Source organism: Pseudomonas xantholysinigenes, assembly GCF_014268885.2.
Classification (GTDB): domain Bacteria; phylum Pseudomonadota; class Gammaproteobacteria; order Pseudomonadales; family Pseudomonadaceae; genus Aquipseudomonas; species Aquipseudomonas xantholysinigenes.
In genome coordinates this window covers 1,076,784-1,089,940 of the sequence record NZ_CP077095.1, presented here as the reverse complement: position 1 = coordinate 1,089,940, position 13,157 = coordinate 1,076,784, and the positions used below count along the sequence as shown (strand labels likewise).

Genomic DNA, 13,157 nt, shown 5'->3' with positions numbered 1-13,157 from the left:
TGTTTGTCTGTTTATTTCACAGTTGGTAGTTCACTTTCAGTTGCTTGATATGTTCCAGCCAGCTCGCCAGCACCTGTCGTCCGGCCTCGCTGGCTTCGCTCCAACTGCTCTGGCATGCCAGTTCAAAGTCACCGATCGTGGTCGGCGCGCCGCTTAGCGGGTCCGTCAGGCGTTGTTGGCAGAACACCTGCCAACGTGCACGTTCCTGTTCATCCAGGGTGTCGCTGAAGTTTCGCGCACGGTAGCGGAACAACAACTCCGGCAGTCGCGCGTCATCGAACATCCATTGCTGCTTGCCCAATAGTCCGGGATCCATGCCACGCACTTGCTCGCTCAGGCGCTTGTCCCGGTCGCCGATAAATCCGTCATACAACTGTTGCTCAGGATCTTCACTCGGCGCGAAGCCTTCCTCCTGGAAGATGATGTCCAGCTTGTCCTGCCAGTAGGCCTGCTGATTCGCCAACTGTTCGCCACTTGACTGCAACGCCGGCAAGTCGATGCCCAGGCGCTGTTGGTCAGTGGGGCGCAATACCGACAATGGCGCCAAGACTGGGCAACGGTTGATATGCACCAACTTCAACGGCACCGGTAGTTCGCCTTCGGCCATGTCTTCACGCCGCGTGTATAACCGCTGGCGCAAGGCTTCTGCACTTTCCTGGAGCAAAGGCCGAGGATCCTGTTGCAGGTCGCAGACAATCAGCGCATTGCGATTGCGCGGGTGCCAGGCCAAGGGCAGCACCACGCCAATATAGTTGCGTTGCGCCGAGAAACGTCCGGATACATGCACCAGCGGCTGCAACAGGCGAACTTGTTCCATCACCTTGTGCTTGCTGCGCAACTGGAACAACCAGTCGTACAACTTGGGTTGTTTCTCGCGAATCAGGCGCGCCAGGGCAATGGTCGCCCGTACGTCGGAAAGCGCTTCGTGAGCCTGGCCATGGTCCAAGCCATTGGCCTTGCTCAGCAACTCCAGACGCAGGCTGGTACGCCCGTCCTGCTGTGGCCACTGGATGCCTTCCGGGCGCAGGGCATAGGCAGTGCGCACCACATCGATCAGGTCCCAGCGGCTGTTACCGCCCTGCCATTCGCGGGCATACGGGTCGAAAAAGTTGCGATAGAGGCTGTAACGGGTGACTTCATCGTCGAAGCGCAGGGTGTTGTAGCCGGCACCGCAGGTGCCCGGGCGCGACAGCTGCTGATGCACCCGAGTCATGAATTCAGCTTCGCACAAACCATGACTGGCCAGTTGCTGCGGGGTGATGCCGGTGACCAGGCAAGCCGCCGGATGCGGCAGGATGTCGTCCGAAGGTCGGCAATAGAGGCTGATCGGCGCCTCGATTTCGTTGAGATCGAGGTCGGTGCGCACGCCGGCCATCTGCAATGGGCGGTCGCAGCGCGGATTGATGCCGGTGGTTTCGTAGTCGTGCCAGAAGATGCTGGAGCTCACGGGGTCTTCCTGTAACAAGGTCGACCAGAGTCTAGCGGCCCAGGGCAGGCCTGGGCCAGCCTCAGGCGGAGGCGTTCAGCGGGCGGAAACTGAAATAGTCGCGCAAAGAGCGGACGAACTCATCGTACTCCGTGGGCGCCTGCAACAGCATGAAGCCCGCATCGTAGTGCCCGGGGGTCTGGTCTTCACGGCACCACAGGCAGCTGGCGGTGAGGTTGATGAACTGCACGCCACCACCGGCCAGAGGCACCCGCAGTTGCAGCTCGAAGTCCGGCCCCACCAGCACCGGCAACTGGCTTATCAGCATCAGGCCGTCCTCGGAGGCATTGCCCAGATAGCCGATCTGTTGCTCGGTGCAGCGGTTGTAGACCTTGAGAACGCAAGGTAGCTGGTGACGTTCTATATGTCGCTCGATAAACATGATCGCAGTGAAATCCTGTACCTGGAGCCAGGAAGACAAGGTACTGGCGATAATCGTTACAACGCTTTGATAGATTAGCCCAGCCCGCCCCGCCGACTACATGAAATCATCGACACCTTCGGATTAACGCCAAGGTGTGGTGCTGGCCGGCTTGGCCACCGCCGTGTCGCCGCCGCGCAGGTGGCCGAGCTTCTCCAGGGTCTGCAGACGGGCCTGGGCGCGGTAGGCGTACTCGTTGCGCGGGTATTGCTGGATCAGGTACTGGTAGGTCTGGGCTGCATCGACATACAGCTTCTGCCGTTCCAGGCACTGGCCGCGCAGCAACGAGACTTCCGGGTGGATGAACGGTCGCGCACGGCTGGTGCGGTCGACCTGCGACAGCTCCAGCATCACCCGCGCGCAATCGCCACGGTCGTAGGCGCGATAGGCGTTGTTCAGGTGGTGGTCCATGGACCAACGGGTACAGCCGACGACACTGGCCGCCATGGTCAAAACGATCAGGGTGCGCATGGGAATTCTCCTTTGATGGGCAGTGTATCGGCCTTTGACGGCAAATCTTCACCGCCATTTGCAAGCATACCCCTGCCGTTCAAACGCTACCCTCCCTTGCGTGCCGGTAGTGCAACGGAACAATGACTACAACGCAATTGAGGAGTAGCCTGCTGCTGCGCTTCACTATAGGAGTCTGTGCATGACCATCCGCCGTACCAAAATCGTCGCCACCCTTGGCCCCGCCAGCAACTCGCCGGAAGTGATCGAACAGCTGATCCTCGCCGGCCTCGACGTGGCCCGCCTGAACTTCTCCCACGGCACCCCGGACGAGCACAAGGCCCGCGCCCGCCTGATCCGCGAGATCGCCGCCAAGAACGGCCGCCATGTCGCGCTGCTGGGCGACCTGCAGGGTCCGAAGATCCGCATCGCCAAGTTCGCCAACAAGCGCATCGAACTGAAAGTCGGTGACAAATTCACCTTCTCCACCGCCCACCCGCTCACCGAAGGCAACCAGGACATCGTCGGCATCGACTACCCCGACCTGGTCAAGGACTGCGGCGTCGGTGACGAACTGCTGCTCGACGATGGCCGCGTGGTCATGCGCGTCGAGACTGCCACCGCCGATGCCCTGCACTGCGTGGTGATCGTCGGCGGCCCGTTGTCCGACCACAAGGGCATCAACCGCAAGGGTGGCGGCCTGACCGCACCGGCCCTGACCGAGAAAGACAAGGCCGATATCAAACTGGCCGCGGAAATGGACCTGGACTACCTGGCCGTGTCGTTCCCACGCGACGCCAAGGACATGGAATACGCCCGCAAGCTGCGTGACGAAGCTGGCGGCAGCGCCTGGCTGGTGGCCAAGATCGAACGCGCCGAAGCCGTGGCCGACGACGAGACGCTGGACGGCCTGATCGCCGCCTCCGACGCCGTGATGGTCGCCCGTGGCGACCTGGGCGTGGAAATCGGCGACGCCGAGCTGATCGCCATCCAGAAGAAGATCATCCAGCACGCCCGCCGCAACAACAAAGCGGTGATCGTCGCGACCCAGATGATGGAGTCGATGATCCAGAACCCGATGCCGACCCGTGCCGAAGTGTCCGACGTGGCCAACGCCGTGCTCGACAACACCGACGCGGTGATGCTGTCGGCCGAAAGCGCCGCCGGCGCCTACCCGATCGAAGCCGTGCAGGCCATGGCGCGGATCTGCTCGGGCGCCGAGAAGCACCCGACCAGCCAGAAGTCCAGCCACCGCCTGCACACCACCTTCGAGCGCTGCGACGAGTCCATCGCCCTGGCGGCGATGTACACCGCCAACCACTTCCCCGGCGTCAAGGCGATCATCGCCCTCACCGAAAGTGGCTACACCCCGCTGATCATGTCGCGCCTGCGTTCGCACGTGCCGATCTTCGCGCTGTCGCCGCACCGCGCCACCCAGGCCCGCGCCAACATGTTCCGCGGCGTCTACCCGATCGCCTTCGACCCGGCCTCGCTGCCGGCCGACAAGGTCAGCCAGGCGGCCGTGGACGAGCTGCTCAAGCGCGGCCTGGTGGAGCAAGGTGACTGGGTGATCCTGACCAAGGGCGACAGCTACCACACCATCGGTGGCACCAACGGCATGAAGATCCTGCATGTCGGTGACCCGCTGGTCGGTTGATCCTGCTCCAAAGGGGCCGCTTTGCGGCCCTTTCGCGGGCAAGCCCGCTCCCACAGACCTGAGTGCTACTCCCCCTGTGGGAGCGGGCTTGCCCGCGAAGAGGCCGGCATGAGCAAGCCAAACGCCTCAGGCAGGTTCGACGAAAACATCAGCAAACACCTGTCCCCGCGGTACTCCGGCGATGAATAGCCGCCGGGCAAACCGCTCGACACTATTCGGCGCCCCGCACACCAGCGCCACCGTCTGGCGCGACGCCAAGCGCAACCCCGCCAACGCCGCCTCGAAATCCTCGCTCGCCACCAGCTCCACACTCACCTGTTTCCCAGCCAGCGCCTGCAGTGCCTCGGCCAGGTAATGCTCACGTGCCACGTGCATCACCTGGATCTCGCCCTGATGGCCCTGGCGCAACGCTTCACGCAGAATGCCCCACAACGGCGCCAGCCCAGTACCCGCCGCCAGCAGCCAGAGCGGTCGATCCAGCCAATCCAGTTCATAATGCAAGGCCCCGCCCCTGAACTCACCGAGGCGCAACTCATCACCGACCTGCAACCCACGCGCCTGGTCGCAGAAAGCACCCGGCCGCTGGCAGTCGATATGAAACTCGAGATAATCATCCTCCCCCGGCAGGCTGGCGAGAGAATAGGGACGCGCCACCGCCCCCAACCACAGCAGCACATGCTGCCCTGCCTGATAACGCAGCGGCCGCTCGGACCTCAGTCGCAAACGCAGCACATCGCCGAACCAGTCCAACCCGATCACCGCGGCCGGCAGGCCGTCGCTTCGCGGGTCGAACAGTGCCACCCGCAAGTCACTGACGACCGCGCACTGGCAGGCCAGGCGCCAGCCCTGCTCGCGCTTGTCCGCCGCCAGTGCCTCGGGTTTCGCGTCGATGGGCATACCGTCCAGGCAGCGCACCAGGCAGGCGTGGCAGCTGCCGGCGCGGCAGCTGTAGGGCACATTCAGGCCTGCCTCGTTGAGGGCATCCAGTAGATTACTGCCGCCTGGCACTGCCCATTGGCGCTCGCCCACGCAAAGTTCGGGCATGTCGGTTCATCTCCAAGTACACGCGATTGGGGCCGCTCTGCGGCCCTTCGCGGGTAAACCCGCTCCCACAGGGCCATGCATTTCCCCTGTGGGAGCGGGTTTACCCGCGAAGGGCTGCAAGGCAGCCCCGGTCAAGATTACGCTGATCTCATTGAACTGCATTGCACCGCCCACGTCACCAGCAAAAAGGATGCCCTTTCCCTGCCGACCTTGGTCCAGACCACCTGCAGGTGTTTCCAGAGGCGGGGCACGGTATACTGCCGCGCCTTTTTGTGCCGGCCCGACCAGCCGGCGCCTTGCCAGGCGTTCCTGACATACAGGTGTGCATTGTCGGAATGCCTTTTCGAATGTTCCCGTCTTTAAGAGGAGCGCGCTGCATGACCGTGATCAAGCAAGACGACCTGATTCAGAGCGTCGCCGACGCCCTGCAATTCATTTCGTACTACCACCCCGTCGACTTCATCCAGGCGATGCACGAGGCCTACCTGCGTGAAGAGTCGCCTGCCGCGCGCGACTCCATCGCCCAGATCCTGATCAACTCGCGCATGTGCGCCACCGGCCACCGGCCGATCTGCCAGGACACCGGCATCGTCACCGTGTTCGTGCGCGTCGGCATGGATGTACGCTGGGATGGCGCCACCCTGAGCGTCGACGACATGATCAACGAAGGTGTGCGCCGCGCCTACAACCTGCCTGAAAACGTCCTGCGCGCCTCGATCCTGGCCGACCCGGCCGGTGCCCGCAAAAACACCAAGGACAACACCCCGGCCGTCATCCACTACTCCATCGTCCCCGGCGACAAGGTCGAAGTCGATGTCGCAGCCAAGGGCGGCGGCTCGGAGAACAAGTCGAAGATGGCCATGCTCAACCCATCCGACTCGATCGTCGACTGGGTACTCAAGACCGTGCCAACCATGGGCGCCGGCTGGTGCCCACCGGGCATGCTCGGCATCGGCATCGGTGGTACCGCCGAAAAAGCCGCGGTGATGGCCAAGGAAGTGTTGATGGAATCCATCGACATCCATGAGCTCAAGGCCCGCGGCCCGCAGAACCGCATCGAAGAGATCCGCCTGGAGCTGTTCGACAAGGTCAACCAGCTGGGCATCGGCGCCCAGGGCCTGGGCGGCCTGACCACCGTGCTCGACGTCAAGATCATGGACTACCCGACCCACGCCGCCTCGCTGCCGGTGTGCATGATCCCCAACTGCGCCGCCACCCGCCACGCCCATTTCGTGCTCGACGGCTCCGGCCCGGCCGAACTGGAAGCGCCGTCGCTGGACGCCTACCCGGAAATCGTCTGGGAAGCGGGGCCGAGCGCGCGCCGCGTCAACCTCGACGCCATCACCCCGGAAGAGGTTGCCAGCTGGAAGCCGGGCGAGACCATCCTGCTCAACGGCAAGATGCTCACCGGTCGCGACGCCGCGCACAAGCGCATGGTCGAGATGCTCAACCGTGGCGAAGAGCTGCCGGTCGACCTGAAAGGCCGCTTCATCTATTACGTCGGCCCGGTCGACCCGGTCGGTGACGAAGTGGTAGGCCCAGCCGGCCCGACCACCGCCACCCGCATGGACAAGTTCACCCGCCAGATCCTCGAGCAGACCGGCCTGCTGGGCATGATCGGCAAGTCCGAGCGTGGCCCTGCCGCCATCGAGGCGATCAAGGACAACAAGGCCGTGTACCTGATGGCCGTCGGTGGCGCCGCCTACCTGGTGGCCCAGGCCATCCGCAAGTCGAAGGTCCTGGCCTTCGCCGAGCTGGGCATGGAAGCGATCTACGAGTTCGAAGTGAAGGACATGCCGGTCACCGTCGCGGTGGACAGCCAAGGCGAGTCGGTACACATCACCGGCCCAGCGCTGTGGCAAGGCAAGATTGCCGAAAGCCTGGCGGTGGAAGTGAAGTAAGCCGCAGCCCTTGTGTTGAAAAGCCGCTCCTCAGGGAGCGGTTTTTTTTTGCGCGCAGCTCGCTGACCGTAACCAGTGAGATTTATATACCGCAGAGCCTAGCCTTCCTCCGACTCTAATGAGCCCTATCTCCCACAAAGGATAGGCTCATGAACTACACACAACAGGCCAATCAATGGTTGCGCCGCTTCAAGGTCGAAGTCACCTCCAACTCCAACCGTCTCTTCGCCAATGGCCGCCAGCAGGTACGGGTCAGTGTCACCCTGGAGGCTCGTGACGGGCACACCATCAGCGATGCCTCGCTCGACAGCCTCAAGCTGTTTGTGCTCGATGACGACGGAATCGAGTGCGACCTCGCGCACACCGACCCCACCAAGCTTGGCCTTATGGCCAGCAGCACCCGCGACGAACGCTTCGAATACCATGGGCACTCCGGGCAGATACAGGCCAGGCGGCTGGACATGTTATCCACCAGCAAGCGTCGCCACTTCTATGTAAGCACCACGCTGCCAGGCGGCTCGCTGTGAACCTTGTATGCACGCATCCAGAATGACGAAGAGGTCTGGGTCGACACCCGCCGTGCACCATTCGTGTCCTCGGTCACCCTCGAGCCTGTGACGCCTGTGCACCTGGATGAAACGCATTTTGCCCTGGACAGGGAAAATGTACACCGCGATGCCAACTACAGCCTGGATGTATGGCACCTGCGCTTCGTCAACCCAAACTACCGAATCGCGGCCAACCGACATCTGAAGCACCCCGGTGTCGACTATTTCCGCATCAAGACCGATGGCCACGTTTCGACGACGCCCGTGGGCAATCCCCAATACATTACCAAGGTCTACACCCTGCATGCCTTTGACGTAGGCACACAACCGCATTGGGTGTCCCTGGACAGGAAATACCAGCAAACACTGACAGCCAAGCCTGACACCATGACCTTGCTCCGTGCTCGCCTGACAATCCACAGAAAAGTAGTTATCAACGAGCAGTTCGACAGCATCTGGGCCGTGATCGACCAGCATGGCAACGAACACCTGATCAAGTTCCTGCCTGAGGAAAACAGCAGCGCCATCCGCTTCACCACCCAGTTGTAATGCCACGGCCTGCGCATACCTTTTCGGACACCCGCCCATGATCAATACCCCACTGCACTCTCAGGCAGGGAATTTTCTCGACTGCCTGAAGACCGGCGTGGACAACCGCACGGGCCAGTTCACCCTGGCCCTTGCCCTGCCACTGCCACCGGCCAACCAACTGTGTGGCCCCACGCTCACCCCCACCCTGTCGTTCAGCACCTTGGGCTCGATGCTCAACAACGGCTTCGGCCTAGGCTGGAGCCTGGGCCTGTCACAGCTGTACATGGACCAGGACGGCACACACCTGAGCCTGGCCAGCGGCGAACAGTTCGCCATTGACCTGGATACCTCCAGTTTCGCCATCGACAGCCAACTGGCGTTTCTCGACCAGAAGCTCAAAGCCCTGCGGCTTACCCAGCTGGCGGACGGCAGCTTGCAAGTTGAGCGCAAGACCGGCGACAGCGAAATCCTGCGCCAACAAGGCAACAGCCCTCACTTTCTGCTCGAAGAACTGCGTTCCCCCGAGGGCCGAAGGCTGTTCATCGATTGGCTGCCGTTCGCCAACGGCGGGTTCATGCTCCATCAGATCCGCGACGAACAGCGGGTCCTGCTCGACTTAGCGCTGCTGGACGATGAACTGCACCTGCGCCTCGACCCCGACAGTGAGCAGGTCGCCACCTGGCAGCTACGCCTGAGCAACGAACGCCTGACCGAGATCCACTTGCCGGGCATCCCGATGCCCCTGCGGATCGATTACGACAGCATCGACCTGCCCACCGGCCAATCACTGCTGCTGCCCAGCAACGTGCACAGCCCCTTGGGCGGCCGCGACATCATCCATTGGGCCACGGACCGTGAAGGGCACCACTTGCCCAGTGACGCGCCTTTTCCCTTCCTGCCTCGGGTGGCGCTCTGGAGCCATGCCAGCAACGGCCCAGAAAGCGAATTGCACCAGGCCTATCAATGGATCGGCACCAGCAACTTCCTGGGGTTTGGCAGTGATCAGGCTTTCCAGTGGCAAAGCGGCCAGGACAACCTCTACCAGGTGCAAAGCGACTACCATTATCAAGTGGAGATCACCCGCAGCAATGCCCAGGGCCAGACGCTGGAGACCCTCACCAGCACCTGGAACCGCTTTCACCTGCCGACACTGGAAACTTCACGCCGAGGTACGTGCGAGGTGCGTACCCAGACCCGCTATGGCCTCGACCCGCTACTGAGCTGGGAACAGCAAGCCGCAAACTGCCAACTGCCCCACGAGGTCACCACCACCTGGATCGACCATGCCCGCGAGGGTGCCAGCCGCAGCGAACGCAGTACCTACCAGTACGATGACTTCGGCAATCTGTTGCTGGCCACCCGGCCGGATGGGCTCAGCGAAACTTGCGAGTACTATGCCGCGGCAGGCGAGCCCGGTTGCCCAGCCGATCCCCGAGGCTGGGTGCGCCACCTCAAGCGCAAGACCCTGGCCCCGGTCTCGACACAGGGTGCGGTAACGCCACAGGTGGTCGACTACACCTACCAGGCATTGCCCTCGCAGCTCGAAGGCATGCCGCCACTGATCGTGCTGGCCAGTGAGCAGGGCGGCGCGAGCTGCACCGAACAGGCCTACGTCACCGAGCCCGGGCCACGGTATGGGCGTATCGAGCAACGCCGCCACACCTTGGACGGTCTTACCACCACCACGCAGTTCCAGTATGAGCTGGACAACGGCACGCTGGTGACCCAGATCACCACCGTCGGTTTCGAGCAAACACCCGAGAGCCGATCCAGCGAACGTTTCGCCCAGTCGCTAAGGACCGGCCTGACCACCTGGGAACAGGACGAATCGGGCGCCCTGACACGCTACGAATACGACGGGCTCGGCCGTATCACCCGCACAGTGTTGGCCGCGGACAGTGCCTTCGAGCGTGAGCGCACGGTGCGCTATCACCTGCACGACACCTTGGCCAGCGAGGTCCGCACCGACCAGGCCCAGCCGCTGTTGATCGAACAGACCGACATCAATGGCGGTCGCCAACGCTCCTGGCTGGATGGCGCGGGGCGTGTAGTGCGGGTCGAGCGTGAAGACCTCGATCATGCCCCCGGTGTCTTCCGCGAGGTGGCCCGGACCGCCTACGACGCCCTGGGCCGTGAAATCAGCCAGACCGCACAGGACTGGCTGCCAGAACAAGCCGAACCGCTGACCCTGTCCAAGACCACCGCCTATGACGACTGGGGACAGCCAGCAAGGACCGTCACCGCCGACGACCTGACCACCCACCTGCGCTACGATCCGATCGAACGGCGCAGCGAGCAGTGGCAAACGGCCGGCGAGTTCAAGGGGCCAACCCAGGTGACTCAGTTCAACAGCGCGGGTAGCCCGATCGAACAACACTACCTCGACAGCGACGGCATGGAGGTGCGCAGCCTGATCCTGCAACGCGACGGCTTCGACCGGGTCATCGAGCAACGCCTGCTGCAACCGGAAATGGCCGATATCGTCACGCTACAGCGCCACGACGAATATTCGCGCGTCGTAGAGCAACAGCTCGCCGATGGCACTCGGCTGAACTGGAGCTTCGCAGCTCACAGCGACGGCGCGCATCCCGAGTCCCTGAGCCTGTCTCCCGCCGGCAGCACGGACGCCCAGCCGCTCACCCTCGGCCGGCAGACCTTCGATGGGCTCGGTCGCCAACTGACAGTCGAAGTAGGTGGGCGCACCACCCATTCGCACTACCGCGACGGGCAACTGCCGCCGAGCGGGAACACCCTGGCCGACGGTACGCGCCTGGCATTCCGCTATGAACCACTACTGGACAATGCCCTGCTGGCGACCGAGATCAATGACCAGCCCGGCGAGCAGCTGGAATACCATCCACGCCTCGGCACACCGAGCCGTGCCAGCAACGCGCAGGACAGCCTGAGGTGGCACCTCAGCCCTGCCGGGCAGACTCAGCTCGAAGCCTGGGAGGTCGATGGCCAGACCTATAGCAGCACCTGGCGCCACTCGCTCAACGGCCTGGTGCTCGGTGTCACCGATGCGGCGGGGACCGAGCACGTGCGCCCCTACGATGCCCAGGGCCGGCTCTCGCGCCTGGAGGCCGGTAGTGTCGAGACCTGCTTCAGCTACGATGCCTTTTCCCGCCCGGCAGTCGTCACCAGCCACGACAACGAAAGTGGTCGGCAACTGATCCGGCAACTGGACTACGACCGCATGGGCCGCGAAGAGCGCTGTACCTTCACGGTCAGCGGCACGGGTGAAACCCAGACCTATGTGCAGACCATGACCTATTCCGGCCTCGACCAGGTCGTCGCCCGTACCTGGGACGACGGCGAGCAAACCGCCGAGGAGACGTTCGGCTACGACCCGCGCGGGCGGCTGGAGCGCTATACCGCGAACAGCACTGCGGCGGTCAAGGATGCGTACGGCAACCTCGTCGTCGAGCAACATTTCACGTTCAACGCCTTCGATGGCTACAGCCAGGTGCTCAGCACCTTCGCCGACGGCAGCGAAGACTTGAGCCTGTACAGCTATGCCGCCGATGACCCGACTCAGGTCCTGTCGATCAGCCACAGCCACGCCAGCTGGCCGGCGCTGATCGAGCTGAGCTACGACGACTGCGGCCGGGTCATCGCCGACAGCCTAGGCCGGCGCATGCACTGGGACCACCAGGACCGCCTGACCCGGGTCGAGCTGGACAGCCGGCATTGTGACTATCGCTACCGTCCCGATGGCCACCTGTGCGACCGGGTACTGGACGATGTGCTCGAACGCACCTTCTTCAGCGCCGGCCAGGCCACGCATATCCAGCAGGGCGACACGCGCCTGGAGATCGCCGGCGAGGACGGTTCACTGTTTGCCCTGAGCACGCTGGCCGAAGGCATTCGCCGCACCACGCTGCTCGGTTGCGATGGCCAGGGCAGTGTGCGCCTGGAGGCCGATGACGATACACGCAGCCGACGTTATGGCGCCCACGGCCAGGCGCAGAGCGACAGCGTCTTTGGCTACACCGGTGAGCGGCGCGAAGCGCTGACCGGCTGGCACATCCCGGGCGGCTATCGCCCCTACGACCCAGTATTGATGATGTTCCTCTGCCCCGACGACGAAAGCCCGTTCGGCCGAGGCGGCATCAACGCCTATGCCTATTGTGGCGGTGACCCGGTCAACCGGATCGACCCGGATGGCCACAGCTGGGTGAACTGGGCTCTGGCGGGGGCAGGCCTTGCCTTGGGTACCCTCGCCACCCTTGCCAGCCTCGGTACGACAGCTCCCGTCCTCGCTGCCTGGTTCACCGGCAGCCTTGGCGCCTTCACCCTCAATAGCGCACTGGCGGTAGGCTCCTCTCTGCTCGGCACGGTATCCCTGGGCACCGGGGTCGCGTCCCTGGCGCTGGACATCAGCGGCAAACACGAGCAAGCCGCCAGCATCCTCGGTTGGATATCGCTGGGCGCGGGCGTTGCCAGCGCCGTGCTGGGCATGCTGCCCACCATGGCAAACAGACTGCAGCACCTGACCAGCTACACCGCGAACAAGAGATCCTCGTTCAAACCGTTCAAAGTCGGCCCCGGCGGCAAAGAGCGGCCTGCCAGCGTGCTGTATGGCCGGCAGCACAACTCGCAAGACGTCACCTTTGTGCCAAACCTGTTCCAGGAAGGCATGCCTGCCCTGGTCACCCATGGCAGCCCGCTGGGCAAGTTGATGAACGCCCAAGGTTTGGCCGACGAGGCTGCCAGCGTCGCACGCAACATCATTGCCCCAAGGTTGGCGCAGATGGGTTATCCAGACGGTGAAAAAATCGTGCTGGTTGCCTGCTGGGGTGGAAAAAGCGGTGCCGCCCAAGCCATCGCCAACGAACTGAAACGCCCGGTCAGGGCCTTTTCGCGAAAACTTGCGGTAAAGAACCTGGCCTCGTTGCAATCGAACCGGCGCATCACCCCGACTGTGCAAGGCAGCAACACACTGTTATTCAAAGCATCGCCATGGCGCAGGCTGATCAGCGAGCCGCAGTTCACCGATAACCCGAGATACCGCCTCGCCAGGCATACCACCTACCACCCGCTCTAGACCGGTGAAAGCGCTGTGGCCCGTACAACGGCCACAGGCCGCTCTATGCGCCATGAAAGGAGCAACTGCCGC

Annotated in this window: 9 protein-coding genes; 5 read left to right on the top strand and 4 right to left on the bottom strand. The window is 63.3% G+C overall.

The features are described from left to right. Nucleotides 1–16: 16 nt before the first annotated feature. From sbcB to HU772_RS05005, 3 genes are all read right to left on the bottom strand, one after another. Nucleotides 17–1,447: an exodeoxyribonuclease I gene (gene sbcB, locus HU772_RS05015; RefSeq protein ID WP_186659335.1), complete on the bottom strand. Its 1,431-nt coding sequence runs from the start codon at nt 1,445–1,447 to the stop codon at nt 17–19. Between the two features lie 61 nt (nt 1,448–1,508). Then, nucleotides 1,509–1,868 (bottom strand): PilZ domain-containing protein, encoded by a 360-nt coding sequence (locus HU772_RS05010; protein ID WP_186659337.1) that lies wholly within the window; start codon nt 1,866–1,868, stop codon nt 1,509–1,511. Nucleotides 1,869–1,991: 123 nt separating this feature from the next. After that, the gene (locus HU772_RS05005) at nt 1,992–2,378 is read right to left on the bottom strand and encodes a tol-pal system YbgF family protein (RefSeq protein ID WP_186659339.1); all 387 of its coding nucleotides are present in this window, start codon (nt 2,376–2,378) and stop codon (nt 1,992–1,994) included. 181 nt (nt 2,379–2,559) lie between these two features. Here HU772_RS05005 and pyk point away from each other — a divergent pair, with 181 nt between their 5' ends. After that, nucleotides 2,560–4,014, top strand: coding sequence for a pyruvate kinase (gene pyk / locus HU772_RS05000; RefSeq protein WP_186659341.1), 1,455 nt, complete (start codon nt 2,560–2,562; stop codon nt 4,012–4,014). 126 nt (nt 4,015–4,140) lie between these two features. Here pyk and HU772_RS04995 read toward each other — a convergent pair whose 3' ends face one another. Beyond that, nucleotides 4,141–5,058, bottom strand: a complete 918-nt coding sequence (locus tag HU772_RS04995; protein WP_186659343.1) for an iron-sulfur-binding ferredoxin reductase — start codon at nt 5,056–5,058, stop codon at nt 4,141–4,143. Between the two features lie 377 nt (nt 5,059–5,435). On the opposite strand from HU772_RS04995, the gene HU772_RS04990 reads away from it, so the two are divergent. The 4 genes from HU772_RS04990 (at nt 5,436) to HU772_RS04975 (ending at nt 13,085) form a co-directional block, all read left to right on the top strand. Further along, nucleotides 5,436–6,959, top strand: a complete 1,524-nt coding sequence (locus HU772_RS04990; protein ID WP_134691507.1) for a fumarate hydratase — start codon at nt 5,436–5,438, stop codon at nt 6,957–6,959. Between the two features lie 149 nt (nt 6,960–7,108). Then, the gene (locus HU772_RS04985; protein ID WP_186659345.1) at nt 7,109–7,486 is read left to right on the top strand and encodes a hypothetical protein; all 378 of its coding nucleotides are present in this window, start codon (nt 7,109–7,111) and stop codon (nt 7,484–7,486) included. Nucleotides 7,487–7,489: 3 nt separating this feature from the next. Continuing rightward, complete coding sequence (locus HU772_RS04980; protein WP_186659347.1) at nt 7,490–8,056, top strand: hypothetical protein; 567 nt, start codon at nt 7,490–7,492, stop codon at nt 8,054–8,056. 37 nt (nt 8,057–8,093) lie between these two features. After that, complete coding sequence (locus HU772_RS04975; protein WP_186659349.1) at nt 8,094–13,085, top strand: RHS repeat domain-containing protein; 4,992 nt, start codon at nt 8,094–8,096, stop codon at nt 13,083–13,085. Nucleotides 13,086–13,157: the final 72 nt, after the last annotated feature.